This window comes from Fibrobacter sp. (genome assembly GCF_045131395.1).
In the GTDB taxonomy this organism is placed as follows: domain Bacteria; phylum Fibrobacterota; class Fibrobacteria; order Fibrobacterales; family Fibrobacteraceae; genus Fibrobacter.
This window is the reverse complement of the sequence record NZ_JBGUQY010000024.1, coordinates 357,478-382,507: the sequence shown is the minus strand read 5'-3', so window position 1 is coordinate 382,507 and position 25,030 is coordinate 357,478. Positions and strand designations below refer to the sequence as shown.

The 25,030-nt window shown below is 49.2% G+C and carries 24 protein-coding genes; 10 read left to right on the top strand and 14 right to left on the bottom strand.

All coding sequences use genetic code 11. The annotated features are described in order from the left end of the window. Positions 1-104 precede the first annotated feature (104 nt). From ACJMNB_RS08225 to ACJMNB_RS08200, 6 genes are all read right to left on the bottom strand, one after another. Positions 105-674 carry an HD domain-containing protein gene (locus ACJMNB_RS08225; protein WP_405341215.1) on the bottom strand — a complete coding sequence of 190 codons (570 nt, stop codon included), beginning with the start codon at positions 672-674 and terminating at the stop codon, positions 105-107. Between the two features lie 92 nt (positions 675-766). Continuing rightward, positions 767-1,177 carry a M67 family metallopeptidase gene (locus ACJMNB_RS08220; protein WP_405341212.1) on the bottom strand — a complete coding sequence of 137 codons (411 nt, stop codon included), beginning with the start codon at positions 1,175-1,177 and terminating at the stop codon, positions 767-769. 13 nt (positions 1,178-1,190) lie between these two features. Further along, positions 1,191-2,000 (bottom strand): HesA/MoeB/ThiF family protein, encoded by an 810-nt coding sequence (locus tag ACJMNB_RS08215; RefSeq protein WP_405341209.1) that lies wholly within the window; start codon positions 1,998-2,000, stop codon positions 1,191-1,193. Further along, a complete protein-coding gene (gene thiS / locus ACJMNB_RS08210; RefSeq protein ID WP_405341206.1) occupies positions 2,000-2,206 on the bottom strand; it encodes a sulfur carrier protein ThiS in 207 nt (68 codons plus the stop codon). The genes ACJMNB_RS08215 and thiS overlap by 1 nt, the downstream gene beginning before the upstream one ends. Positions 2,207-2,219: 13 nt before the next feature. Beyond that, complete coding sequence (locus ACJMNB_RS08205) at positions 2,220-2,468, bottom strand: sulfurtransferase TusA family protein (RefSeq protein ID WP_405341203.1); 249 nt, start codon at positions 2,466-2,468, stop codon at positions 2,220-2,222. 180 nt (positions 2,469-2,648) lie between these two features. Then, positions 2,649-3,602 carry a virulence RhuM family protein gene (locus ACJMNB_RS08200; protein WP_405341200.1) on the bottom strand — a complete coding sequence of 318 codons (954 nt, stop codon included), beginning with the start codon at positions 3,600-3,602 and terminating at the stop codon, positions 2,649-2,651. Between the two features lie 532 nt (positions 3,603-4,134). Here ACJMNB_RS08200 and ACJMNB_RS08195 point away from each other — a divergent pair. Continuing rightward, entirely contained in the window at positions 4,135-4,404 is a 270-nt protein-coding gene (locus ACJMNB_RS08195) for a hypothetical protein (RefSeq protein ID WP_405341197.1), read from the top strand. Between the two features lie 29 nt (positions 4,405-4,433). Beyond that, positions 4,434-6,476 (top strand): fibrobacter succinogenes major paralogous domain-containing protein, encoded by a 2,043-nt coding sequence (locus ACJMNB_RS08190; protein ID WP_405341194.1) that lies wholly within the window; start codon positions 4,434-4,436, stop codon positions 6,474-6,476. A 325-nt stretch (positions 6,477-6,801) separates the two neighbouring features. Here the strand turns inward: ACJMNB_RS08190 and epsC are convergent, their stop codons facing one another. From epsC to ACJMNB_RS08165, 5 genes are all read right to left on the bottom strand, one after another. Beyond that, positions 6,802-7,761 (bottom strand): serine O-acetyltransferase EpsC, encoded by a 960-nt coding sequence (epsC, locus tag ACJMNB_RS08185; protein WP_405341191.1) that lies wholly within the window; start codon positions 7,759-7,761, stop codon positions 6,802-6,804. A gap of 66 nt (positions 7,762-7,827) precedes the next feature. Continuing rightward, positions 7,828-9,561 (bottom strand): SufS family cysteine desulfurase, encoded by a 1,734-nt coding sequence (locus tag ACJMNB_RS08180; protein WP_405341188.1) that lies wholly within the window; start codon positions 9,559-9,561, stop codon positions 7,828-7,830. After that, positions 9,548-10,513, bottom strand: coding sequence for a family 2A encapsulin nanocompartment shell protein (locus tag ACJMNB_RS08175; protein WP_405341185.1), 966 nt, complete (start codon positions 10,511-10,513; stop codon positions 9,548-9,550). Before ACJMNB_RS08175 ends, ACJMNB_RS08180 begins: the two co-directional genes overlap by 14 nt. 93 nt (positions 10,514-10,606) lie before the next feature. Further along, positions 10,607-12,073 (bottom strand): ThiF family adenylyltransferase, encoded by a 1,467-nt coding sequence (locus tag ACJMNB_RS08170; protein WP_405341182.1) that lies wholly within the window; start codon positions 12,071-12,073, stop codon positions 10,607-10,609. Between the two features lie 148 nt (positions 12,074-12,221). Continuing rightward, entirely contained in the window at positions 12,222-12,599 is a 378-nt protein-coding gene (locus ACJMNB_RS08165; RefSeq protein ID WP_405341179.1) for a Mov34/MPN/PAD-1 family protein, read from the bottom strand. Positions 12,600-12,803: 204 nt separating this feature from the next. On the opposite strand from ACJMNB_RS08165, the gene mnmA reads away from it, so the two are divergent. Then, the gene (gene mnmA / locus ACJMNB_RS08160) at positions 12,804-13,892 is read left to right on the top strand and encodes a tRNA 2-thiouridine(34) synthase MnmA (RefSeq protein WP_405341176.1); all 1,089 of its coding nucleotides are present in this window, start codon (positions 12,804-12,806) and stop codon (positions 13,890-13,892) included. A gap of 113 nt (positions 13,893-14,005) precedes the next feature. On the opposite strand, the gene metE is transcribed toward mnmA, so the two are convergent. After that, positions 14,006-16,276 (bottom strand): 5-methyltetrahydropteroyltriglutamate--homocysteine S-methyltransferase, encoded by a 2,271-nt coding sequence (metE, locus tag ACJMNB_RS08155; protein WP_405341173.1) that lies wholly within the window; start codon positions 16,274-16,276, stop codon positions 14,006-14,008. Between the two features lie 171 nt (positions 16,277-16,447). Between metE and ACJMNB_RS08150 the strand changes: the two genes are divergently transcribed. The 3 genes from ACJMNB_RS08150 to ACJMNB_RS08140 are packed head-to-tail and all read left to right on the top strand — an operon-like array spanning position 16,448 to position 18,770. After that, positions 16,448-17,365: a LysR family transcriptional regulator gene (locus ACJMNB_RS08150; protein WP_405341170.1), complete on the top strand. Its 918-nt coding sequence runs from the start codon at positions 16,448-16,450 to the stop codon at positions 17,363-17,365. A 41-nt stretch (positions 17,366-17,406) separates the two neighbouring features. After that, on the top strand, positions 17,407-18,390 hold the full coding sequence (locus tag ACJMNB_RS08145) for a hypothetical protein (RefSeq protein ID WP_405341167.1): 984 nt from the start codon (positions 17,407-17,409) through the stop codon (positions 18,388-18,390). A gap of 56 nt (positions 18,391-18,446) precedes the next feature. Continuing rightward, on the top strand, positions 18,447-18,770 hold the full coding sequence (locus ACJMNB_RS08140; protein WP_405341164.1) for a hypothetical protein: 324 nt from the start codon (positions 18,447-18,449) through the stop codon (positions 18,768-18,770). Between the two features lie 78 nt (positions 18,771-18,848). Here the strand turns inward: ACJMNB_RS08140 and folD are convergent, their stop codons facing one another. Continuing rightward, positions 18,849-19,688 (bottom strand): bifunctional methylenetetrahydrofolate dehydrogenase/methenyltetrahydrofolate cyclohydrolase FolD, encoded by an 840-nt coding sequence (gene folD, locus ACJMNB_RS08135; protein WP_405341161.1) that lies wholly within the window; start codon positions 19,686-19,688, stop codon positions 18,849-18,851. Between the two features lie 95 nt (positions 19,689-19,783). Continuing rightward, entirely contained in the window at positions 19,784-20,005 is a 222-nt protein-coding gene (locus ACJMNB_RS08130; RefSeq protein ID WP_405341158.1) for a hypothetical protein, read from the bottom strand. A gap of 297 nt (positions 20,006-20,302) precedes the next feature. On the opposite strand from ACJMNB_RS08130, the gene ACJMNB_RS08125 reads away from it, so the two are divergent. The 4 genes from ACJMNB_RS08125 to ACJMNB_RS08110 all read left to right on the top strand — a co-directional run bounded on the left by ACJMNB_RS08125 (position 20,303) and on the right by ACJMNB_RS08110 (position 24,985). Then, on the top strand, positions 20,303-21,235 hold the full coding sequence (locus ACJMNB_RS08125; RefSeq protein WP_405341155.1) for an FKBP-type peptidyl-prolyl cis-trans isomerase: 933 nt from the start codon (positions 20,303-20,305) through the stop codon (positions 21,233-21,235). A gap of 138 nt (positions 21,236-21,373) precedes the next feature. Then, on the top strand, positions 21,374-21,850 hold the full coding sequence (locus ACJMNB_RS08120) for an RNA polymerase sigma factor (protein ID WP_405341152.1): 477 nt from the start codon (positions 21,374-21,376) through the stop codon (positions 21,848-21,850). Beyond that, the gene (locus ACJMNB_RS08115; protein ID WP_405341149.1) at positions 21,847-22,644 is read left to right on the top strand and encodes a hypothetical protein; all 798 of its coding nucleotides are present in this window, start codon (positions 21,847-21,849) and stop codon (positions 22,642-22,644) included. The genes ACJMNB_RS08120 and ACJMNB_RS08115 overlap by 4 nt, the downstream gene beginning before the upstream one ends. A gap of 10 nt (positions 22,645-22,654) precedes the next feature. Beyond that, entirely contained in the window at positions 22,655-24,985 is a 2,331-nt protein-coding gene (locus tag ACJMNB_RS08110; protein WP_405341146.1) for a caspase domain-containing protein, read from the top strand. The last annotated feature ends 45 nt before the right edge of the window (positions 24,986-25,030 follow it).

Genomic DNA, 25,030 nt, shown 5'->3' with positions numbered 1-25,030 from the left:
AATAAGTATGGCTTTTGATAGAATTTTTTTATAAGTGAACTACAGCTACAAAAAAATCCGATAGATGACTATCGGATTAATGGAGTGTTAATGTCAGATTGTTTTTATGCGGCGTTTCCTGCAAGCCCGATTTCGGCGGCGTGTTCGCGCATGCCTTCGATGCAGATTTCAGCGACTTCTTTCACGTCCATGCCGAGGAGCGCGCAACCCTTTAAAATGTAGTCGCGATTGCACTTGGCTGCAAACTTTTTGTCCTTGAATTTCTTTGCGAAACTTTTTACTTCCAAATCCAAGATTCCGTTGGGGCGCATTCTTGCGCAGGCCTGAATAATTCCCGTGAGTTCGTCGACGGTGAACAGGCTCTTTTCCATATTCGTCTTGGGTTCCACTTCGTTCACGATTTCAAAACCGTGTGCCAAAATCGCGCGAACGTCTTCTTCCGAAACGCCTTCGGCAAGCAATTCCTTTTCGGTGTGCTGCAAGTGTTCTTCCGGAAATTCCTGGTAGTCAAAATCGTGCAGGTAACCCACGGCTTCCCAATGGTCTACGTCTTCACCAAAATGCTTTGCCATGGCACCCATGGCGTAACAAACGTTCAGGGAATGGATTACCAGGGATTCTTCGGTCACATGATTCTTATTGATTTCTTTTGCGCGTTCTAAAGTCAAACTCATTTTATGCCTCTTGTTGTTTAAAATATAAAAACGCCCTCGGCGTATGGCTTCAATACGTCAAGGGCGCTTGGACTTTATCGGTTTTATGGTTTCTATACAATCACAAGGCCTTCGTTAGTGGCATTGTCGCCTTCGATGTGGAAGGAATTCAACACCGGATTATCGCGGTCTTGCAGCGAAAGGATCAAGTAGCTCGCCGAGGAATCGTAGGCCAGGCGCTTGTCTTCTTGCGACGGGCGTGACGGCGATTCCGGATGGGAATGCCAGTTGCCCAGCGGCTTTAAGCCCTTGGCGCGAATGTCCTTGATGGCGGCCAGATGTTCCTTGGGGTCAAGGGAAAAATGTTCGTTGGAATGGTCGATGTTCGTGAGCAGATACACTTCGCGAATGGCCTTTCCTTCGGCGGTCACTTCGCCCGCAATCAGCCCGCAGGCTTCTTCCGGCAAGTTCTTTTCCGCATGCGCCAGGATCTTTTCGTAGTTCTCTTTGGATAGGGTTATCATGCGCCCTCCTACCTTAATGCTTCATTTCGCAAACGGCCTGTTCGTAGTCAATGAGCTGCGTAATGGTCGGGTGCGTGCCGCAAACGGCGCAGTCTTCGGTATGGCTCGGAAGCTTGACCTTGCGGAATTCCATGGTGAGCGCATTGTAGGTGAGCAAATAGCCGGTCAAAAGGTTGCCTACGCCAAGAATGTACTTGACAGCTTCCATGGCCTGGAGGCTACCGATTACGCCGCCCATGGCGCCAATCACGCCGGCCTGCTTACAGGTGGGTACAGCGTCTTTTGGAGGGGGTTCCTTAAATACGCAGCGGTAGCAGGGGCCCTGTCCCGGAACGTATGTCATGAGCTGTCCCTGGAATCGAATGATGCCTGCATGAGAGAAGGGCTTCTTCGCCATGACGCAAGCGTCGTTAATCAGGAACTTGGCGGGGAAATTGTCCGTACCGTCGATAATGAAATCGTAATCCTTGATCAGGTCCAGGATGTTTTCGCTTGTCACAAAGGTATGGTAAGTGATGACCTTGACATCGGGGTTCATGGCTTCCATGGTTTCCTTCGCGGATTGCACTTTGGGCTTGCCCACATCCTGCGTGGCGTGGATAATCTGGCGTTGTAAATTCGAAAGGTCAACCACGTCGGCATCGGTAATACCGATAGTGCCCACACCTGCCGCGGCAAGATACATGGCCACAGGAGCGCCAAGGCCACCTGCACCAATCACGAGCACCTTCGCGTTCAAGAGCTTTTTCTGGCCCTTGGCACCCACTTCTTTCAGAATGATGTGGCGCGAATAGCGTTCAAGTTGTTCGTTGGTAAAAGCCATTAGCAGCCACCTCCCATAAAGTAGAGGAATTCCACATTGTCGCCGTCCTTGAGCACGGCCTTATCGAAAGTTCCGCTTTCGACAAATTCCTCGTTTACAGAAACAGTGACATAGAGCGGATTGTCTACCTTTTCGACTTCAATCAACTCGGCAACAGTAAGACCATCTTTATATTCTTTCTTGTTTCCTGCAACAGTAATAAGCATTTTAACTCCTTGGTTATTCGCCGACCTTCTTCACGATGAGCGTAAAGGTTCCGTCTTGGTTGTCATCGAGTTTCAAAATTTCGTGACCTTCTTCCTTGATGCTGCGCGGCACGTTCTGCACGGGCTCGCCGTCGTTCAAGCGGATCGAAAGAATCTGACCTTCGTCAAGTTCTTCCAGGGCGACTTTCGCCTTCACGAAGGTGGTGGGGCAAACGACATCGGTAATGTCGATGGTATCGTCAATCTTAAATTCTTCAGCCATTGTTTTTCTCCGTACATTGTTGTTTAATTCTTGCCCAAATATAGAACGGGCTTTTGCCCCCGTCCAATACTATCTTTTTATGCGGAATTATCGCTTTTTTCTATAGCACGGATTTAAAAGGGGGAAGAACACCGAGTCTTGCATCACCCCTACTGCGGGGACACCCCGCAACGCTCCATTTTATCTCCTTTTGGTGCTTTCCTTCACTTTCTCGATAACTTCCTCCGGCGTCACGAAATTCAACACACTATATGCCGAAAACTCTGCCCCCATGTCTTTGAATGATGCCCCAAAGTGGTAAACCGTTTCATCTACAAGCATAAAACGGTCGTGAATCATTCGCATAGTCTTGAGTTCCAGTCCAGGATATTGCTTGTTGTGCAAGACAACAGCTGCCTTAAATTCAGGTGTAATGCGCGGGGAGTAAATGGTTGCGGTAACGCCTTTCGCTCGCATTGCAGCGAATTTCAAAACCTCAATGGTGGCAAATGGATCGATAAATATGACAGAACGTTTTGCGGTCTTCACAAGGTCGGCAATCAGCACAAGTCCGTCGAAACGAGTTCCCGTTGCAAGAATGCCCCCTGTGGGTGTTTGAGAAGCCTTAACAAAGAAGTCTATGTGCTTCTCAACAGCTTTGATTCGGGCGTCTTGAGTCTCTAACCGAGAATCCTGATTATCGATTCTAGCAGTTTGAATTTCGATTTTCTTATCCTGTTCAATAAATTTTGACTCCAGCTCCATTCCTGCCGCGAGTATCCGTCGATTGAGACTGTAGCCTTTAAGCAGATGTTCCTTTAATACCTGATTCGCCCAACGGCGAAAACAAGTTGCATTTTTGCTATTCACTCTATAGCCTACGGAAAGAATGGCATCGAGGTTATAGTACTTAGTTTCGTATACTTGATCAGCATCCTTACCCATATGTTCCAAAATGGAACATGTGGTCTTTTCTTCAAGTTCTTTGGATGCGTAAATGTTCTTCAGATGCTTTGTAATTGCAGGTCTTTTTGTCCCAAATAGGTCTGCAATTTGAGCCTGCGTGAGCCATACAGTTTCATCTTCAACACGAACCTCCATTTTTACCGAGCCTTCTGGCTGGTAAAACACGATTTCGCCGTTTGTAATACCCATAATTGTCCTTTTTTAAGCGCATTTTAGGTCCATATACTATACACGCTTTTTTTGGGGTACTTAAGCCATTTTACCGGGAAATTTTACAATGATTTACAAATAATTGGAGCTTGTACGCGACTTTTTCCAACTTGGAATAATCCTGATTTTCTAGCGAAAACGCGCTTTTTGGTCGATTTTAAAGAAAAAAATGAGGCTGATCGTAAATTTTTGGGACAAAGTTGGCTTTTTTGAGTTATTTTTTAAGCGAAAAAGAGTTTAGCTCTTGTTCTCACGCTGAAATCTGCAAATTTCAAATAACCGAGGACAAGGCGAACGCTCACGCAGATATGCCGTTTCTCGGTGTATCTCGGTTTGCTGTATTAGCAACAGCCCTTTTGGGGCGTGGGTCGTTTGCGTTTATCGGTTATAGGCAATGCAGAGCCTCAGCGTGATAGATGCAACGACTCGCGCCTTTTTTGTATCCATACAAAATTTGGCATGAATCCTTGCTGAATAAGGCGAATTCCTTTGTTCCAAAAAGGGGAATCTCATGAGCAATAAATTCGACATCATCGGAAATTTGGCAAATGCTCTTGCCAAAACAGGGGATACATTCAAAGCCTTGGGAATCGCAGAACTGTTGAATCAAAATAATCATAAAACAGCAAAAGGAAAACCTTATTCAACTAAATCTCGTGGAATATTCAAGGTTATTAGTGCAGCTTATCATTATTTCGTAGGGAAAGGAGACAAAACAACAGCAACAAATATAGCCAGCGCATATGTTAATAAAAAAAACAAACATGCTTGGAAAAAATAATGTTCACCTAAATAAACACTGAGGTTTGTATGATTATAAGAAATTTATATCTAGTTGTTTTAATGTTTGTTCTAATGAGTTTTGCAGATATTCATCCAGGACTGAGAAATGCTGTTGATAAAGGTGATGTCAAAACAGCAGAAAATCTAATAAAGAAATTTAATGTTAAAGGCATATATTGTCCCGCAAGTCTTTCGTACGAAGACGGTTTAAAAATATATGGATCTTCTTTTTCAAATAATCCATCTAAATTGTGGGAAATTTGTGATCCTGTATTTATTAAATCTGCCGAAAAGAATGTTTGCAAAACATCGATTCCGTTATGCAAATATTATTTAAGAAATCTTCTTCAAGATGGCGCTATTGATGTATTAGATTCTGTATTTGAAGATATTCTTCAGTCAAAATTGTATATCCAAAAAACAAAAAAACAAGTTAAACAGTTTAAAACTATAAAAGCGACAAAGGAAGAATGTATAGATCAATTGGAGACTGCAAGACTTCAAAAGGTAGATTCTATTATAAGTTGGTACAGAAATGATTGTAAGGATTATCTTGGCTCGAGTGATTGTCCCCAAATTTTTTCTAGGCAAGGTTTGACAAGCATAGATTCCATAAATAAAATCTTTTCTTCTAAAAGTAAACTTTGCAAGAAAAATCCGACCAAAACAGACACTAGCTATGTTGAACAAGATTTTCTTATAAATCCCTTTTTATTTGATATTGAATATTACGGCATTCTATTATCAAAGAAACTAAAAAATCCTTTTTATTCAAATTTAAAGTCGGTGACAAGATATAAGGAATTGAAAAGAGTGAAAGACTTTGGTGAAGTGATAGAGGATAAAGTTGACATCGTGTCAAATATTGATTTTGCAGCATATTGTTTAGCATTTTCAAATAAAAAAGATAAGGTTGGCGGCGTATGCCGGACAACGGTTGAAAAATATGCAGGAAACATAAATTTGGTATCGGATAAAAATGCTGTAATAAAGGAGTTGTCAAATGTATATGCGACTTCTGGTTTTGTATCAGATTCACTAATAACTTTTTCTTGTAAACTTTATCCTAAAATTGATAAAGACTTTTATGAAGTTATGGAAGTTAATGTCTTTGATTGTAATGTTGTGGGCAAGTACAATTCTGAAAATGAAAAATGCGCAAATTCTAGTATAAACTATATTCAAACATTTTCTTCAGGAATCACATACGCTTGTGACAATAATAAATGGAGAGCCCTTAAACAAAGAGAAAATGAATATGGTGTTTGTTCTAATGAAGGTGATAAAAAAGATAAAATGTATTGCGCCCAAAAGATTGGATGGATAAAAAATGCAGGTTATGAGACTTTTGTTGACAATCGTGATAATACAGTTTATCGTGCAATAAAAATTGGAAACCAAATCTGGATGGCTGAAAATTTAAACTACAAGGCAAAAAAAAGTCGTTGCTATGACGATGATAAAGAGAATTGTGATAAATACGGGCGATTATATACATGGTATTCAATAATGTCCGAAAATGATAATGGATGTATGGAGGACGGTGGAAAAGAATGCTTTGAAAAGAGTCCGATTCAAGGAATTTGCCCTAATGGATGGCATTTGCCTTCAAAAAAAGATTTTGAGAAATTAAAGGCTTTTCTAGAAAAAAACAACTTGAGCTTAAAATCCTTAAATTCAATAGATGAATGGTCTAATAAAAATATGGGGACAGATTCTTATGGGTTTAATGCTTATCCAGTTGGAATTTGGTGTCTAAACAGGTGTACAAATGACAAACAAGAGGACGTGTATTTCAATGGCAAAGGCTACAATACAAGCTTTTGGAGTTCCTCTATATATAAATTAAATCGAAATTACTTAACACCCTACGCTTTTGATCCTAATCACAATGATTACGAAAGTGAAGGTCTTTTTAGTGGAGATGACAGATACGGCAGATCAGTTCGTTGCCTAAAGGACTCAGAACCTAAATCAGACAAGAATGCTGTAAAAAAAGTTGAAACAAAATCAAGTTATGCAAGCTTTCGGATAAAACAAGCAAAACAAATAAAAGATGGTAAAAAATAACTATGTCTTTTGTCCATTTTTTCTCTATTGAATGAAAAAATCATAAACGAATCAGTGAAGAGAAAATAAACTGTTTTGATAAAGCTTTTATTGTCATTTCAGCATTTCTTTGCATTAGGGATAGTTACCCACAAGGGCGGAGACTTGCGCTAGCAAGGCTCCGTGAGCGAAGCGAGTATAGCCCGACCCGGCGAAGCAAGGGAGATTCCGGGTCAAGCCCGGAATGACAAGTCCCGCTGAGCTGGGGAATCGCCCAAAATAAGAAAACCTCGGACATCTTCTCCGAGGCATTTTTAATTCCGAAATCTGAACTCCGCATTCTGAATTAAATGATATAGTACCATTCTTCACTTTGGGTGATTTCTTCGGTTTTGTGTTTCTTGTCGGTGGACACGTAATCCATTTCCAGATTTTTCATGCTCACGCGGGTGTTTGCGCCTACGGAACTGGTGATGAATGCGTTGCCGCCGATGACTGCATTTTCGCCCACAACGGTGTCGCCACCGAGAATGGAAGCGCCTGCGTAAATTGTGACGTTGTCTTGAATGGTGGGGTGACGCTTTTTGCCGGAAAGTTTCTGGCCGCCTCGTGTTGAAAGTGCGCCGAGGGTTACTCCCTGGTAAATCTTTACGTTCTTGCCAATGACCGCGGTTTCGCCAATCACAATGCCTGAGCCATGATCGATAAAGAAGTACTTGCCAATAGTGGCTCCTGGGTGTATGTCGATGCCTGTTCTGGAGTGCGCATATTCAGTCATCAGTCGCGGGAGCACGGGAACGTGCAAAAGGTAAAGTTCGTGGGCGATGCGGAAAATCGTGGTCGCCATGAGGCCGGGGTAGGCGAGGATGATTTCGTCGAGGCAGCCGGCAGCGGGGTCACCATCGTAGGCGGCGTGCAAATCCGTTTCCAGAAATTCGCGGACTTGCGGGATCTTCGCGAAGAATTCCTTGCAAATGCGGTAGCTTTCAATCTTGCGCTCGTCAGATGTCATGGAACCGCGAAGTTTGCAATAATCCAGCGCAATAGCCACCTGCTTGTGAAGGTGGTAAAAAGTATCTTCGATCAGGACGGCGAAACTGTTTTTCGGGTCATAAATTTTATGTGTGCGGTCCCTGAAATGCCCGGGATAAACCACCCTAATCAAATTCTGCAAAATCGTCTGAATCTCGGCCTGGTCGGGTCGATTATAAATGTCGATATTATCGATATGCTTGTTGCCGTTGTAATCATTGAAGATGGTCTGTACGGCTTTTTCGACTTCGGATTCTTGGATTAATTCATGCATAGGTTTTTATTGTTAAAGGAAAAGTGGCTGGCGGCGAGCACACAATGCCGTCAACCACTTAGTGTTTTACGCGAACGTCTTCAGCGCTCTTACCAGGGCGTCGATGTCGTCGGGCGAATTGTACAGTGCCAGAGTGGGGCGTACCGTACTTTCGTATCCGAAATGGCGTAATACAGGTTGCGCGCAGTGATGCCCGGTGCGGACGGCAACGCCGTAAGCGTCGAGCCTCTTGCCTACTTCTTCGTCGGAGTATCCGTCGAGCTTGAAGGCGAGCGCAGATGCCTTGTTGAGTGCGGTTCCCACAAGGTGAAGCCCCTTGACAGTTTTCAGTTCCTTGAGACCGTACTGCAGCAATTCATGTTCCCATCTGAATACGCAGGGCATTCCGATTTCGGAGAGGTACTTGAGGGCTTCGCCAAGGCCAACGGCGTCGGCGATGCTTCCGGTACCCGCTTCGAACTTGTTCGGGATTCCGTTGTAGATGGTGCGTTCGAAGGTCACGTCGGCAATCATGTTGCCACCGCCGTGATACGGGCGGGCTGCTTCCAACAATTCCTTCTTGCCGTAAACGACACCGATTCCAGTCGGAGCAAACACCTTGTGTCCAGAGAACACGAAGAAGTCTGCATCGAGGGTGGCAACGTTTACCGGAATGTGGGCGATAGATTGTGCACCGTCGATGAGGATTCTCACGCCGTGCCTGTGGGCGATGGCGATCAATTCTTCAATCGGGGTGACCGTGCCGAGAACGTTCGAAACGTGAGTCACGGAGACGAACTTGGTGCGCTTCGTGAACAAGGCTTCGTAATCGTGGAGCTTGAGCTGGCCGGTAGAATCACAGGGAATCACCTTGATAATCGCGCCCGTTTCTTCGGCAATGAGTTGCCAAGGAACAATGTTGGCGTGGTGTTCCAAGATAGATACGATGATTTCGTCGCCTGGCTGGAGCGTGGGCTTCACGTAAGCGTTAGCAACCAAGTTGATGGCTTCGGTGGTTCCGCGCACGAAAACGATTTCTTCGGCCGAGGGAGCGCCAATAAAGTCACGGACAATGCCGCGGGCGTTCTCGTAGGCATCCGTAGAAGCGGCAGCAAGCGTGTGTGCGCCGCGGTGGACGTTGGAGTTTTCGTTTTCGTAGTAGTACTTGATGCGGTCAATAACCTGCTGCGGCCTCTGCGTCGTGGCACCGTTATCAAGCCAAACCAACGGATGTCCGTTGATTTGCTTCGAAAGAATCGGGAAGTCGGCGCGGATCTGCGACAGGGTCTTGGAACCGATGCGGATAGAATCGTTCCTGGAATTTCCGGACGTGGCTGCAGAAGCGTTCTTGGCGGAATCGCCGCCGAGAGACGTGGGGGCATCTACCTTGCGGTTTGCTTCGTAAGCCTGTGTCTTGGACACGACCTTCGGAGAGTAACCGGTTGCAGGTGCCGGAGTCACCGCCACATCGCCCTGCTGCGGCAAGAACTGCGCTTCAGGTGCTGCGGGAGCTTCCACTGTGTTTAGCCAGGTGTCCGTAGAACTTCCGCCGTAGGCGAACGGTGCCTGAGTTTCAGGGCGTTCGGCAAAAGGATGTTCCCAGTCGAAAACGGGAGTCTGGTTGATGGCTGCGGCACCCTGGGCGGCACTGACGCCCTGTGCAGCAGAAGCATTCTGTGCTTCGGGAGCTGCGGGGGTTGCTGCATATGCGTTATCCGTCAAGTCGGGGAAATTCGCATTTGCCAATTGCTCCAGTTCAGCCGCATAGGGAACTCCGGCGAGTTCTTCCAGCGATCTGGTATCTGGATTATTCGTAGTCATAGTATTCGCCAACCTCTACATCTTCAAGGACTGCAATAGCGTCGTCGGCAAGGATAGCCGCAGAGCAGTACAGGGAAAGCAGGTAAGAAGCGACACCCTTGTTGTCGATACCGCGGAAACGCACGGAAAGGCCGCGAGAGTGTTCGTTCTTGAGACCAGCTTGGAACAGGCCAATCACGCCGCGCTTGGCTTCGCCAGTACGCACCAGCAAGATGTTGGTCTTGCCGCCCTGAGACTTCGGATTCTTCACGCCGTCCACAAGGAGCTTGTCGGTGGGAACCAGAGGAATGCCGCGCCAGGTGAGGAACTTGCCACCGGCAATGTCTACGACAACAGGCGGCACGCCGCGACGGGTACATTCACGTTCGAAGGCGGCAATCGCGCGCGGGTGGGCGAGGAAGAAAGACGGTTCTTTCCAAACCTTAGAAATGAGTTCGTCGAGATCGTCCGGTGTGGGGCGGCCATCGGCGCGGAGCGGCTGAATACGCTGGGAATCAGCGACGTTCTTCAACAGACCGTAGTCATCGTTGTTGATGAGTTGGCTTTCCTGACGTTCGCGGAGGGATTCGATAGCGAGACCGAGCTGTTCCTGAACCTGATCGTACGGGGAGCTGTAAACATCTTCGATAGCAGTGTTCACATTGATGATCGTAGAGATAGAATTCAGCTTGTATTCGCGCGGTTCGGTTTCGTATTCGACGTAGCCTTCCGGGATAATGTCAGTCTTCTTGGTCTGGCTGCAAAGAACGTCAAGCGGGGTTTCGCCTTCCACAACTTTGTTCACGCGGAACAGACCGGTTTCCAGGCCCTTGAATTCAAGGAACTTGGTGAGCCACTTCGGAGTGAGGGCACCATATTGCGGCTTGGTCTTGGTAACGTTAGCAAGGTTGTAGGCAGCCTTTGCACCAAGTGCATTGATGCCGACTTTTTTATCTGTGGATTCATTTGCCATTTTGAGTACCTCTCTTGTTGTTAGTGGCAAGTTGGATTGTAATAGATTTTGCCTATCAATTTTGTAGGAAATCTGTTTAAAAAATTTTGAGTGTTACAGCCATGCTCCTTCATGGGAGAACATGATGTCCTTAATGGCGTCGATGCCGCCCTTCAGGTTATAAAGCGGGCCGGTGTAACCTGCTTCGCGCAAGGTGTTGATTGCAAGAACGCTGCGCTTACCCTGCTTACAGATAATGACAGTATCCTTGTTCGGGTCCAGTTCCTTTTGCCGGCGGGCGAGCTGTCCAATGGGAATCACGATGGCGTTGGGGAAACGCAAAATCGCGCGTTCGTGGGGCTCGCGAACATCCACGATGGTCATGGGGTCGCCATTTTCAATCTTGTGGGCGAGTTCTTCGGGGGTAAAGCCTTCCACCGGAATTTCGGTTTCGGTCTTGAGTCCGCAAAGATCGTCGTAATCGATTTCTTCGACATCGGTAATGGTGGGGGTATTTCCGCAAATGGGGCATGCCCTGTTGCGTTCCACCTTGAGAATTCTCGAGGTCAAGTAAAGACTATCGATATGCAGCAATTTCCCGTTCAGGTGTTCGCCAATGCCCAAAATGAGTTTGAGTGCTTCGTTAGCCTGGATGCTGCCCACTATGCCCGGGAGCGGGCTAATGGCACCGCCTTCGGAGCAAGAGGGAATCAGCCCTGCCGGCGGGGGCGAGGGGTATTGGCAACGGTAGCAGGGGCCGCCATCCAGATTGAAAATTCCCACTTGGCCTTCGAACTGGTAAATCGCACCGAATACCACGGGAATGCCGTGCAAGGCGCAGGCGTCGTTAATCAGGTAACGGGCCTTGTAATTGTCGGTACAGTCCACCACCAGATCGTAGCCGTCGATTTGTTCCAGAATATTCGACGAATCCAGCTTCACTTTTTCGGCGATGAATTCGATATTCTTGTTGATGTTCTTGACCTTGTCTTTTGCGGAGGCCACCTTCGGGCGCTTCAAATCGCGGGTGCCGTGGAGCACTTGGCTTTGCAAGTTGTAGAGAGCGACATCATCAAAGTCGATGGCCTTGATGGTGCCCACACCTGCGGCGGCGAGGTACTGAATCACGGGGGAACCGAGGGCTCCAACGCCTGCGACGACCACTTTGGCGGCCTTGATTCGCTTTTGTCCCTTGACGCCGATATCTTTCAGCATTAAATGCTTGCCGAAACGTTCCACTTCGGAATCGTCGAAAGAAACTGCTTTGCGCCTTTCATCCGAAATCAAACTTTCTACGGGGGCGTCTTCCGGTGCGCCGCCTGCAATAGCGGGCAGCAACAGAATTTCGGTATCGGCAGGGAGCTCTGCATCCCAAAGGGTGTCGATTACTAACTTCTTGCCGTTGATATAAACTTGAATGAAGTCCCTGAGTTTTTTGCTCTCGTCGTAAAGGACATTTTGTGCTTCGGGGTGCATATCCAAAAGAATTGCAAATGCCTTTCTAATGGAACTCGCAGGGATTTCTACTTGGGGCGTACTCCCAAGAAACTTTCTAAGTGTTGCAGATATATATATTTTCACTTTTTCTCTCCGTACATAAAAAGTGTTGCTTCGCGCAAAAACTCCCCTGGAGAGGGGCTTTTGACATGGCGAAATATAGAACTGGATAATTTGTATGTCCAATACATTAATTTTATGCGGAATTATTGAAATTTTTTATAGCGTGTGGCTATTTCTGAAAATATTGTATATCCACCACGCCGTCTTTCGTTACAGAGAGAATGGCGTAAACGAGCCCTGGAATCATGTGCTCTAGATCCTGTTCCGAAGGGATCGCTTTGCAATCTGGGTGAGAGTGGTAAAAACCGACAATTTCTAAATCGCTTCCTTCGATTTCGCGTTCCACCTGGTAAAGGAATAAAGGGTCTATTTCAAAATGTCGCTTGGTCTTTTCACCTGAAATCTGGTTGGTCGCTTCGCGAATGCCACTAATCGTAATGGTATCGCCCATTTTACCAAGCAAAATTCCGCAACACTCATGCGGGTAGGCCTGTTCTGCAGCCAAGGTGATTTGCTTCGTTGTATTTTCGCGTAGGTCGATATTCATAATCTGTAGTGGAGCTCTAAATATAGAACGGGAATTTTGGCGTGTCTTTTACGCAAAACTTATATTCATATTACTTTTGTAGGGAAATATCGCGAAAACGGGCTTTTTTTCGATGGTCAAATATGTTGTTATAAATTTTGGCGATATCTAGGTATTCAAAAACATTATTGGACATCTGTTTTTGAGTCTTCTACATTTGGCAAAATGACAAAAAGAGTGGCAGTCGGTTTATCGGGTGGCGTGGATTCCGCCCTTTCGGCGTACCTGTTGCAAAAGCAGGGGTACGATGTAGTGGGCCTCACCATGGCAACGTGGGATGGCTCGGTGAATATGCCCGCGGTAGAAGGCCGCGAAGGTTGCTACGGCCCCAGCGAAGACAAGAATATCGAAGAAGCAAAACTGGTAGCCGACCGTTTGGGAATCCCGCATTATGTGGTTCCTGTGGCCGCTGAATACAAGACGAAAGTGTTGGATTATTTCCGCAGCGAATACCGCGCCGGCCGTACGCCGAACCCCTGCGTTCGTTGCAATCAGTCTATCAAGTTTGGCGCATTGCATTTGGCCGCCCGCAAAATGGGAATCGAATTCGACTATTTTGCCACCGGGCATTACGCACGCCTCGATTTCAAGAACGAGAATGAACCCTTCCTGTATCGCGCCTTAGATACGGGCAAGGACCAAACTTATTTTTTGTCGCGCCTCTCGGCAGAACAACTTTCCACCGTGCTTTTCCCGCTGGGCGGTATGCACAAGCAAGACGTAAAGGCTTTCGCCGCTGAAATCGGCTGGGAAGATTTTGCTACCAAGCGTGAAAGCCAAGATTTTATTGAATGTGGCGATTACTCGGTGCTGTTCGAAGAATCGGATCAAGTGCCAGGCGATTTTGTAGATGTGAGCGGTAAGGTGCTGGGCAAGCACAAGGGTATTGTGAATTACACCGTGGGCCAGCGCAAGGGCTTGAACATTGGCGGGCAAAAGGAACCGCTTTTTGTGGTGGCCATTGACGCCGCCAAGAATCAGGTAATTCTCGGACCCCGCAGCGCTCTTTCTTGCATTCAAGTTTCTGCCATTGATTTGAACTTGATGGTTTCTGAAAATTCGCCGCTGCTCGCGGGCCCGCTAGATGCCCACATTCGTTTGGGCCACAAGGGTTCTCCGGCAAAGATTCTCGATTTGGAACCGGGCCGCATCCGCGTGGAATTCGAAACCCCGCAATTCGCTGCCGCCCCCGGCCAAGTGCTGGTGCTATATTCCGGCGACGGCGTCGTTGCCTCGGCGATTATTGATAAGTAAAGGAGATGCCGCATCAAGTGCGGCATGACATATGACGAAAAAAAGCCCGGCTTAAATAAGTCGGGCTTTTGAGGTTTTGGAGTTAGTCAGGGCGGGCTTGACCCGCCATTTTTTTACTTCTTTTCGGCGCGGAGCTGCTTAGCGGCTGCCACCAAGTTCTTGAGGCTTGCGGTAGTTTCCGTTTCGCCACGGGTCTTGAGGCCGCAATCGGGGTTCACCCACACATTTTCCTGCGGAACCTTGTCCAGAATCTTGTGCAAGGTGTTGACAATTTCATCCACAGAAGGTACGCGCGGAGAGTGAATGTCATACACGCCCGGACCCACCTGAGTTTCGAAGTGGGCTTCATTCAAGGCGTCAAGCAACTTGAGGTCGGAACGGCTTGCTTCGAAGGTAATCACGTCAGCGTCCATGGCGTCGATGTCGCGCACGATGTCGTTGAATTCGCTATAGCACATGTGGGTGTGAATCTGGGTTTCGGGCTTTACCTTGGCGTGCACCAGGCGGAATGCCGGAATGGCCCAGTCGAGGTATTCCTTGTGCCAGTCGCTCTTGCGGAGCGGCAGCTTTTCGCGGAGGGCGGCTTCATCAATCTGAATAATCTTGATGCCGTTCTTTTCGAGGTCCAGAACTTCGTCGCGGATGGCGAGGCCAATCTGCTGGGCCTGAGCCTTCAAGGAAATGTCTTCGCGGGGGAAGGACCAGTTAAGAATCGTCACGGGACCGGTGAGCATGCCCTTCACAGGCTTGTTGGTCTGCTTCTGGGCGAACACAGACCATTCAACGGTAATGGGCTTGCTGCGGTGAATGTCGCGCCAGACTACAGGCGGCTTCACGCAACGGGTGCCGTAGCTCTGTACCCAAGCGTTTTGCGTAAAGATAAAGCCGTCAATCTGGGTGCCGAAATATTCCACCATGTCATTGCGTTCGAATTCGCCGTGCACAATCACGTCGAGGCCGATGCTTTCTTGCAAGGCGATGCATTCTGCAATCTTCTTCTGGTTGAATTCCACATACTGATCGCGACTGATTTCGCCCTTCTTGAAGGCAGCGCGGTTGGCGCGGACTTCTGCAGTCTGCGGGAAAGAGCCGATGGTCGTTGTGGGGAAAGCCGGAAGTTTGAATTTTTCCTTCTGGACCTTGCGGCGTTCGAGGCGGCTCGGACTGCGGACAAAATCGGCATCCGTGAGGGCGGCGAGTGCGGACTGCACCGAGGCGGTGTCGTTCACGCGGGCGACAGAGAACAAGGCCTTGTTCTTTTCGAGGGCAGCTGCGTTTGCGCTGGCGAGGTCAGCAAGTTCCACGAGCTTTTCTTCGGCGAAGGCAAAGTGGTTCAAGATGTTTTCGGCCAGAACCTTTTCGGCATCAACCGTGTACGGCACGTGCAACAGGGAGCAAGATGTGCCCACCACAATGTTGGCTGCATCCACATACTTTTCGATTTCGGCGAGAATAGCGTTCTTCTGGGCGTAATCGGCGCGCCAGATGTTCTTGCCGTTCACAACGCCTGCGAACAGGAGCGTGTTCTTCGGAAATCCGGTCTTCAAGATTTCGAGAGTCTTGACGCCTTCGACAAAATCGAGGCCGATGCCGTCGAAACCGAGGGCGGTGACGTCCTTGTAAATATCGCGGATGTCGCCAAAATAGGTCTGCAAGGCAATCTTCAAGTTCTTGCCGTGAACCTGCTTGATGAGGCTAGAATAAATTTCGTTGAACAAGACCTTTTCTTCGGCGGTCACGTCGAAAACCAGAGCGGGTTCTGCAACAGAGATCCACACGGCGCCGGCAGCAGCAAGCTTGTCGGCGAGTTCCACGTAGGCCTTCACAGCGTCGGCCACGAAATCCTTGGCGGTCTTCTTGCCGTTGTAGCGGGCGAGGCGCAGGAAGGTGTAAATGCCGATGAGGCTCGGAACCGTCTGGATGCCGGCGGCCTTGGCTTCGTTGTATTCCTGAACGGGCTTGTCGCTAGAAAGGGCGATGACGGTGGAATCGTCAATTTCCGGAACAATGTAGTGGTAGTTGGTGTTGAACCACTTTTTCATGGGGAGGGCCTTCACGTCGCCCTTGGCGCCCTGGTAACCGTGGGCTGCAGCAAAATAGGTTTCGAGAGCGGAAACGCCCAGTTCCTTATAGCGGGCAGGCACTGCACCCAGCAAGAAGGACGTGTCCAAGACGTTATCGTAGAAAGAGAAATCGTTGGACGGAATGAAGTTGATTCCGGCGGCCTTTTGCTTTTGCCAACCGTACTGACGGATTTCGGCGGCAACCTTTTGGAGTTCGGCTTCAGAAACTTCGCCTTTGAAGAACTTTTCGCTAGCGAACTTGAGTTCACGTGCCTTACCGATACGCGGGAAACCAATCACAGAAGTATTTTTCGTTGTCATATTGTTTAACCTACCTTTTTTGTATGATTTTTTAGTTCGCTGCCAAATATATCATCTTTTTTGCCATCGGTAAAATACTATTTTTTGTGCGTTCACCATAGCTTCAATCTATGGTGTGAATAATTTTGTATAAAAGGAGATGCCGGATCGGGTCCGGCATGACAAAAAAGAATGACTTTGCAACAACTTAAATACGCAGTGGCAGTGGCCGACACCTTGAATATTACCGAGGCTTCCAAGCGAGTGTTTATATCGCAACCGAGTCTTACAGCAGCCATACACGAGCTCGAAGAAGAAATGGGCGTGACCATCTTCAACCGCTCCAATAAAGGCGTCACCATCACCAACGAAGGCGATGAATTTCTCTCTTATGCGCGCCAGGTGCTGGAACAGGCCGCCCTTTTAGAAGACCATTACAAGGGTGGCGAAAGCGGCAATACCATTTTCTCGGTGAGCTGCCAGCATTATTCCTTTGCGGTAAACGCCTTTGTGGATGTTATTCGCAAGTTCGGCGGCCCTAGCTACGACTTTACGCTTCGCGAAACCCAGACAAACGAAATTATCGATGACGTCGCCAAGATGAAAAGCGAAATTGGCGTGCTTTACCTCAGCGGCAAAAACGAAAAAGTCATCCGCAACATGATGCGCAAAAACAATTTGGAATTTGAACCGCTCTTTACCACGCCGCTGCATGTGTTCATGTCGTCCAAGAATCCTCTCGCCAAGAAAGAACGCATTACGCTGGCGGATCTGAAACCCTTCCCGTACTTGACTTATGAACAGGGGAATTTCAATTCCTTCTATTTTGCCGAAGAGCCCCTGACGGCCATTGACTTTGATTGCCCGCGAAACATCAAGGTGCGCGACCGTGCTACCCTTTTTAACTTGCTGATTGGTCTGGATGGTTACACCATTTGCTCCGGCGTGATAAGTCATAAGCTGAATGGCCGAGACATTATCGCGAAACCCCTTGCGGTGATTGATAAAATGACCATTGGTTTTGTGAATCGAAAGGGCGTGCCTCTGTCCCGCTATGCCCAAGCCTACGTTGGTGCCTTGAAAAAGCATTGCGGCATCAAGGCCCCATAAAAATTTTCGCATTTTCTGTCAAAATAATATACATTAAGGGTATGGATATTGCATCGAGTACATACCGCCGGATTTTTGTATTGGGTTCCGGGTTCAGTAAATCCTTTTGTCCGCAGATGCCGACGCTGCGCGACTTGAACGAACTGATTCCCTTTGGAATTTCAGACGAGTTCCCGCACCTGCGTGATTACTGCAGGCGGTTTTTGGAACTTTGCAATAACCAGGCGGAATACCTGAATATCGAAACCCTTTCGACGTCGATTCTTTCGGCGCAGATTTTCCCGGGTGTGCGCGAGAGTCTTTACCATTCCAGTTTGCGATTTGAACTGTTGCGTTTTATTGCGGGCGCGATTCGCCATGATTGCGGAATTGATTCCCAGTCGGCATCGGTGCTCCGCAAGTTCCTTGCTGGCTGCGTGAATTGCCCCAGCGAAGGCATTCGCGATACGCTCTTGCTCAGCTTTAATTACGATACCCTTGTGGAAGACGTGATAACTGTCGATCCGGAACTTTCTGCCCGTGTGGCGGTGGATTACGGTGTGCGTATTGACCCGGCGGACCGTTCGGCCGTTCGTGCGCCGAAAAGTCATACCATTGACTTGGTGAAGTTGCACGGTTCTCTGAACTGGTACCCGGTCAAGGGTGCCTCTGACCCGCTGGACTTGAAGAACGTGTGCCAGGTGGAACCTTGTGACCGCAGTTTCCCGATTTATCGCGAAGATACTCCGATTTATATTCCGATGGCCCATGCCAAGGAGTCGTTCCTGCGCGGGAGTCTGTTTAATTTGTTGTGGAGTAAGGCCGATTACTACCTCAAGAATGCCCAGGAAATTTTCTTCTTGGGTTACGGATTCCCGAAGTCCGACATGAACAATCTGGAATTTTTGCTCCGTCACCGCGACCGTTTTAAGAAGGTTGTGGTATTTGAACGCGAAGGTCACCCTGATTTGGACCGCCTGCGCGCCCTGCTGGGCGATACCTTGGTGCAGTCCATGGATGCCAAGGAATTTTTGACAAAATTTTAAGCTCGCGTGATCCGCCCTGCTAAGGTCTTGCTATATTTTGCAAAGAGGGTGCAAAAATGAAACTTCTTGGATTGGCCTTGTTTATGCTTGCGGGCATCGCTTGTGCCCAGCTGGTACAAAGGAAGACTCTGACGGCTGCAGATACTATTGATCTTGGCCACAAGAAAGGTCCGGTTGTCTATGCGGATCCGAAAGAAAACGAAAAGTCAGCCATAAAAGATGCAACCGTCGAAATGGACAGCCGCAAGATTTCGAACGATTCTACCGTCGGGACCTTGATCGGGGTAGGAGCGGAATTCGTTGGCGACATTATGAAGGGAATGCTCTCGCCGAACTCTGCCGAAACCGACGCCGTCGAACTCGAACGTACGAGACGATAGAAAACGCTAAAAGAACAAAGTGGAAAAAAAGAAATCCCCGGTTTGGCCGGGGATAAATTTTTGGGCGATGTTTAGGGATTATCCCAGGTACTTTTCGCCGCTTTCCACGCTCTGGTATATGAGGGTGTTGATGGTCATGGGGCCTACGCCGCCCGGAACCGGAGTGTAAGCGCTGGCCACGTCGTCGAGGCCCTTTTCAATGTCGCCCACGCCACCCGGATGGTAGCCGGCATCAACCACGACTGCGCCCTGCTTGATCCATTCCTTCTTGATAAATTCCGGCTTGCCGACCGCACCTACCAAGATGTCTGCCTGCTTCACGTATTCCGGCAGGTTTTCTGTCTTGCTGTGGCAAATCGTCACGGTGCAGTCTGCGTTCAAGAGCATCAAGGCCATGGGCTTGCCAAGGATTGCGCTGCGGCCTACAACCACGGCATGCTTGCCAGCCAGAGGAATGTTGTAAGCCTTCAGCAAGCGCATAATGCCAGCCGGCGTTGCGCAACCATAAGCGGGTTCGCCCATCGCCATGCGACCAAAGCCCAGGCAAGTCACGCCGTCCACGTCTTTGCGGGCGTCAATAGCTTCAAAAGCGGCGCGTTCGTCAATGTGGCGCGGAACCGGGTGCTGCAACAGAATGCCGTGCACGTCCTTGTTGTCGTTCAGTTCCTGAATCTTGTCGAGGAGTTCCTGCGTGGTGGTGTTCTTCGGGAGCACCACGCGAATGCTTTCCATACCCACGCGGGCGCAGGCATTGCCCTTCATCTTCACGTACGTGGCGCTGGCCGGATCGTCGCCCACCAGAATGGTGGCCAGAATCGGGGTCTTGCCCGTCTTTTCCTTGAGCTTTGCCACGCGGGCGCTGAGTTCTTCTTCAGTGGTCTTGGCAAGAGCCTTGCCGTCGAGGATGAGTGCTGCCATAAAGTCTCCGGTGCGCAAAATGCGCGGGTTTTTGCCAAAAATAAAAAAAACACCCTGCGTTTTGCAGGGTGCCTAAAGTGTTCTGTTGGAAATTCTTAGAACAGTTCCTTGAGGGAAGGAACCAAGGAGCAAACCAAAACCCACGGATAAGAAAGGGAGCCCTTGAGCCAGCCGGTCGTAGAAGCGCTCTGAACGGCCGGAGTGCTTGCGGAGGCGGTCATGGCGTTCAGAGAGCTGCGCACGCTTTCGATAGAGCTATCGAAGGTAGCCTTGTTCTCGTTGGCCGAGCTAATGAAATTTTCGAATCTGGAATTCATACAATTTCCTTATATTTCTCACTCTTATATGTAAATTTAGCAACAAAAAGCTTACAATGCAAGGGCTTTGTAAAGGGCTGTTTACGGTGGCTGTGTAAGGCAAGTTGTTGCCTATTTGGATAAAAGTCTCTATTTTTAACTAAAAACGGCAATTTTTGTTTAAAAATTATTCTGAGAAGTACGTTTTTTGTATTTTTTAGGGTAAAAAAAGCGTTCTAAAAAGTGTTCTCACTCCGTTCCTTTGAGTGTTTTCTATTTTTAGATGTGTCGTAAATCACTGATTTTCAAAGGTTTAAAATGAAATTCAAGCCGATTTTAAGTATTGTTTTGCCCATTTGCGGTGTCATGGTCGCCTGTGGTGGCGGCGAAAAACCCGCTGTGGAACCCGCTCCTGTGGCTGCCCCGGTTGCTGCAGACTCGTCGAAGCCGGATCTTGGCAATCCCGTAGACCGCTACAGCTATGCCCTGGGTATGGATCTGGGCAAGGCGGTGGCGAATGTGAATGTTCCCCTGAATATCCCGGTGCTCATGGGTGCCATCAAGGATCAGGTGGATTCTAGCCGCTCGGTGCTGATGTCCGATTCCGCATCGGAATCTGCCTTGCAGGATCTGCTCCTGCAGATGCAGAAGAAGAAGGAGGCCGACGACAAGGCCCAGGCCCAGAAGGCTCTGGATGAACAGACCAAGTTCTTTGCCGAAAATGCAAAGGATACCACTGTCAAGAAGACTCCTAAGGGCGTGCAGTACAAGATGCTCAAGGCCGGTGCCGGCATTAGCCCCAAGACGGGCGACAAGGTGCAGGTCCACTACGTGGGTTCCCTCCTGGACGGTACGGAATTTGACAATAGCGTAAAGCGCGGTGAACCGCTGGAATTCCCGGTGGATGCCGTGATCGAAGGCTGGCAGGACTTGCTGCAGGTCATGAAGGAAGGCGACAAGGTGAAGGCCTGGATTCCCAGCGCCCTGGCCTACGGTGAAGCCGGCGTGCCTCCGATGATTCCGGCCAATGCGATGCTGGTGTTCGAGGTGGAACTGCTGAAGGTTTTTGCCGAGGTGCCTGCCATTGACAGCGCTGCCGTGGCTCCTGCCGCGCCGACTACTGAACCTGCTAAGGCCGAAACTAAGCCGGCTGCTGAAAAGAAACCGGAAGCGAAGCCTGCTGAAGCCAAGCCGACCGAGAAGAAGACTGAGGCAAAACCCGCCGAAGCAAAGCCCGCTGCCAAGAAGTAAAAACCGGCGGTTGCTGAATAATTATATGGAAGTCGCCCCCGACCAGGTCGGGGGGCTCTTTTTTTTTAAATTTGCGGTGACACTTTTAACTTCCTCTAGTGTTACAATGGTATGAATGGGAAAAATCTCTTTGACCGCATGGCATTTTCGAAACTGTACGAGGCTTACGCCCCGATGGTTTTCAGGCGCTGTGTGTTTTTGCTCAAGGACGATGCCGAAGCGAAAGATATGGTGCAAAACGTGTTTTTGCGCGTGTACGAACGTTTAGATTCCCTGGATTTGTCGCAGCCGTCCAGCTTGTTGTGGAATACGGCCACCAGGCTTTGCCTGAACCGCATTCGCGACAAGAAGCGCCGCGGGCTAGATGTGGATTCCAGCGAGATGCTGCTCACGATTGCCTGCGCCGAAGAAGATGACGGTTACGAAACCAGGGGGCTTCTGGCCAAGATTTTTTCTAAGGAGCAGGAATCGACCCGGACCATTGCCACCCTCCATTATGTAGACGGCATGACTCTGGAAGAAACTGCTGAAACTGTTGGACTTTCGGTGAGCGGCGTGCGCAAGCGTTTGCGTACCCTGCAAGCCAGGATCAAGAATCTGGAGGTTGAAAGATGACGACTGTCAACAAAATTTCCGATTTTAAGTTGGAACGTTACCTATTGGGGGAACTTTCCGAGGAAGAAATGAAGGCTTTGCAGCAGCGCGAAGCCGAAGATGATATTTTTGCCGCCCGCGTGGCCGAAATGCGCGAACAGGGAAAACGCTTTTTGGCGGAAAATCCGTTTGCCGCTATTGAAGAACGCATCGAGGCTGTCGAAGGCATGGATTGCCACGTCGCTGACGCTCCTCGCAATGACGTAGATGCCGGTCGCAATATCTTGTGGCTCAAGGTGGCCGCCGCTTTGATCATTGCACTGGGCGTGTTTTCCATGGTGGTTTTGAACCGCGATGTGGAAACCTATTCCGGCGAAAAGTCTTCCATGGAAGTGGCCATGGCCGATGTGGACGACGGAACTCGAATCAAGGGTATGTCCGCTTCGCTGGAAGTCTGGAAAAAGACGGGGGACAGCGCCGTGCAAATGGTGAACCTGGGTGACGCCTCTGAAGGTGATGAAATCCAGTTGCGTTACCGCGTTCCGCAGAAATGCTATGGCATGCTCTTTAGTATGGACGGCAACGGTACCGTGACCATGCACATGGGTGACGGCAATAATGCCATTGAACTGGAACCGGGCAAAATGACCACACTCCCGTTCGCCTACAAGCTGGACAATGCGCCGAAGTTCGAAAAGTTCTTTTTGCTGACCTCGCAGAATTCTTTTGCAATCAATGTGGATGATTTTGACAAGAGTTTGAAGCAGGCTGGAGTGGAATCGGTTTCGTTTACGCTCCGCAAGGTGGAAAAGTAAGGGGGAAACAATGAAAAAGTTTTTGGGAAATGTTTTGTTCTGCGATTTTTTGTCGGGATCTGCAGTTCTTTGCCTGGTGTGTATCGTAGCGCTTTTTGCTATGGCTGGCAAGACCCATGCCGCTCCGAATTCTGGCGAAATTGCAATTAACCGCTACGTGTTTGCGGTGAGTGCGAACAATGGCGGTAAGGGTCGCCCGGTATTGCGTTATGCCGAAAGCGATGCCCGCGCCTTTTCCAATGTGCTTTCGCAAATGGGTGGCGTGCCCAAGCAGAATGTGTATCGCGTGACGGAACCTAGCGTTGCCTCCTTGCAAAGCCAGCTGGACGCCCTCGATAAAAAGCTGCAAGCTTCAAAGTCTGCCAAGGGCGCCGATGCCAATTCCCGTGAAGAAGTGCTGGTGTATTATAGCGGCCATGCTGATGAAAAGGGCCTGCGCCTCGGTGAAGAAATTTATAGCTGGAAGGAATTCCGCAAGCGTGTGGATGCCTTGCATGCCGACGTGAAGATTGCGGTAATCGATGCTTGCGGTTCGGGTGCCATTACCCGCGCCAAGGGCGGTGTAGCCGTGCCTGCGTTCATGGTGGACAAAAGCAGCGACATGAAGGGCTATGCTTTCATTACCAGCAGCACGCAGGATGAATCCAGCCAGGAAAGCGACAAGCTGAAGGGTTCCTTCTTCACGCACTCGCTGGTGAGCGGCCTCCGCGGTGCCGGCGATGTAAGCGGTGACGGCAAGGTGACACTTTCTGAAGCTTACCAGTTTGCCTTCAATGAAACTTTGCAGAAGACCGAGGCTACGATGGGCGGCGCCCAGCACCCCAGCCGCGACATGAACTTGGCGGGTACCGGTGACGTGGTGATGACGGATTTGCGCAGCACCAGCGCAGGCCTTGACCTGGACGAGGACGTGGACGGTCACTTGTTCATTCGCGACGAAAAGGGCGAACTTGTTGCCGAACTTTACAAGAAGTCCGGTCGCGCCATGAGCCTCGGGTTCCCTGCCGGCAAGTACAGCGTGCGCCTGGAACGCCCCCTTGAATACAAGGAAGCCTCGATTACGCTTTATGACAATAACCGTGCGCGACTCGATAATAAGCAGTTTAAGTCTGTTCTTGCCGAGAAGACGACGCTCCGCGGCGAAATCAAGAGTGAACGTTCTTGCGCGAATGGCGATGCCGCAAAGTGTTCCATGGATTCCCTGGACCGCAACGGAGTTTCTCGCACCACCTTCGATTTCTATGACCGTGAAAAGGAACCCCGCAAGGGTGTACAGCTGGGCCTTTTTGCGACCAAGGCTAGCGACTACATGATCGGTTCGCAGGTGAGCTTGTTCGTGAATAACTCCCGCAAAGAGATGCGGGGGATCCAGGTGACGGGTCTATTGAACATTGCCAGCGAACACATCGAAGGTGCGCAGATTTCGGGAGTGGTCAACTATGCCGAAAGTGTTGACGGCTTGCAATTCGGCTTTGTCAACTGGGCCGACGAAAAGTCCGATGGCGTGCAGATCGGTTACGTGAACGGCGCTCTCGATACCATGAAGTACTTGCAGCTCGGTTTTGTGAACGCCTCTGAATACAGCAAAACTCACGTGGGCTTTGTGAATGTGGGCCTTGGCGCCGGCGTGCAGGTGGGCTTTGTGGATGTGGCAAAAGAAAGCGATGTGCAGGTTGGTTTTGTGAATGTGGCCGCCAAGTCCGATGTGGAAGTTGGCTTCGTGAACACCTCTGCGCTGGAAGGCGGAACCCAGGTGGGCTACGTGAACGTTGCTGGCAAGGCCAAGGGGCGCCAGGTTGGTTTTGTGAACGTGTGCTGGGAATGCGAAAAGACTCCGGTGGGCTTCATCAGCGTGGTGGGTAACGGCGTGTGGTCTGCAACCACCTCCCTCAGCGAAATGGGCTCTCTGGGACTTTCGCTCCACTTGGGTACGGCTTATTTCTACTCCGCTCTTGAAGTGTCCCGTCCCTTCGAAAAGGGAAACAACTTCAAACACTTTGATGTTCACTTTGAAAGCGGTTATGGTATCGGTACGCAGTTTGGCAAGTACGGCAACCACTTCGAACTTGAATACATGCTCCTGAATGCCTACGAAGCGATCTCCTTCAGCGACGATAATGATGACAATTATCACCATCGCCTGCGTCTGGGATATGTGTACCGCCTGTTCCCGGGTGTTGGCTTGACTGTGGGCGGTTCCTTGAACCTTGTCACCTTGGGCTATGCGGACAAATTGTGGCCGAAACCTTGGAATAACTACCACGACGATTTCGGAAGCGAGAAGCATAGGGGTCGCTGGTGGCCTGGATTCTACTCAGGTATCACTGTCGGAAGATTTTAAATAAAATAGTGACACTTTTTACTCCTTTAGGTGTTACAATAGCAA

Coding starts and splice junctions, on each gene's coding strand:
- ACJMNB_RS08225 (WP_405341215.1), bottom strand. CDS start 674: ATGAGTTTGACTTTAGAACGCGCAAAAGAAATCAATAAGAATCATGTG.
- ACJMNB_RS08220 (WP_405341212.1), bottom strand. CDS start 1,177: ATGATAACCCTATCCAAAGAGAACTACGAAAAGATCCTGGCGCATGCG.
- ACJMNB_RS08215 (WP_405341209.1), bottom strand. CDS start 2,000: ATGGCTTTTACCAACGAACAACTTGAACGCTATTCGCGCCACATCATT.
- thiS (WP_405341206.1), bottom strand. CDS start 2,206: ATGCTTATTACTGTTGCAGGAAACAAGAAAGAATATAAAGATGGTCTT.
- ACJMNB_RS08205 (WP_405341203.1), bottom strand. CDS start 2,468: ATGGCTGAAGAATTTAAGATTGACGATACCATCGACATTACCGATGTC.
- ACJMNB_RS08200 (WP_405341200.1), bottom strand. CDS start 3,602: ATGGGTATTACAAACGGCGAAATCGTGTTTTACCAGCCAGAAGGCTCG.
- ACJMNB_RS08195 (WP_405341197.1), top strand. CDS start 4,135: ATGAGCAATAAATTCGACATCATCGGAAATTTGGCAAATGCTCTTGCC.
- ACJMNB_RS08190 (WP_405341194.1), top strand. CDS start 4,434: ATGATTATAAGAAATTTATATCTAGTTGTTTTAATGTTTGTTCTAATG.
- epsC (WP_405341191.1), bottom strand. CDS start 7,761: ATGCATGAATTAATCCAAGAATCCGAAGTCGAAAAAGCCGTACAGACC.
- ACJMNB_RS08180 (WP_405341188.1), bottom strand. CDS start 9,561: ATGACTACGAATAATCCAGATACCAGATCGCTGGAAGAACTCGCCGGA.
- ACJMNB_RS08175 (WP_405341185.1), bottom strand. CDS start 10,513: ATGGCAAATGAATCCACAGATAAAAAAGTCGGCATCAATGCACTTGGT.
- ACJMNB_RS08165 (WP_405341179.1), bottom strand. CDS start 12,599: ATGAATATCGACCTACGCGAAAATACAACGAAGCAAATCACCTTGGCT.
- mnmA (WP_405341176.1), top strand. CDS start 12,804: ATGACAAAAAGAGTGGCAGTCGGTTTATCGGGTGGCGTGGATTCCGCC.
- metE (WP_405341173.1), bottom strand. CDS start 16,276: ATGACAACGAAAAATACTTCTGTGATTGGTTTCCCGCGTATCGGTAAG.
- ACJMNB_RS08150 (WP_405341170.1), top strand. CDS start 16,448: ATGACTTTGCAACAACTTAAATACGCAGTGGCAGTGGCCGACACCTTG.
- ACJMNB_RS08145 (WP_405341167.1), top strand. CDS start 17,407: ATGGATATTGCATCGAGTACATACCGCCGGATTTTTGTATTGGGTTCC.
- ACJMNB_RS08140 (WP_405341164.1), top strand. CDS start 18,447: ATGAAACTTCTTGGATTGGCCTTGTTTATGCTTGCGGGCATCGCTTGT.
- folD (WP_405341161.1), bottom strand. CDS start 19,688: ATGGCAGCACTCATCCTCGACGGCAAGGCTCTTGCCAAGACCACTGAA.
- ACJMNB_RS08130 (WP_405341158.1), bottom strand. CDS start 20,005: ATGAATTCCAGATTCGAAAATTTCATTAGCTCGGCCAACGAGAACAAG.
- ACJMNB_RS08125 (WP_405341155.1), top strand. CDS start 20,303: ATGAAATTCAAGCCGATTTTAAGTATTGTTTTGCCCATTTGCGGTGTC.
- ACJMNB_RS08120 (WP_405341152.1), top strand. CDS start 21,374: ATGGCATTTTCGAAACTGTACGAGGCTTACGCCCCGATGGTTTTCAGG.
- ACJMNB_RS08115 (WP_405341149.1), top strand. CDS start 21,847: ATGACGACTGTCAACAAAATTTCCGATTTTAAGTTGGAACGTTACCTA.
- ACJMNB_RS08110 (WP_405341146.1), top strand. CDS start 22,655: ATGAAAAAGTTTTTGGGAAATGTTTTGTTCTGCGATTTTTTGTCGGGA.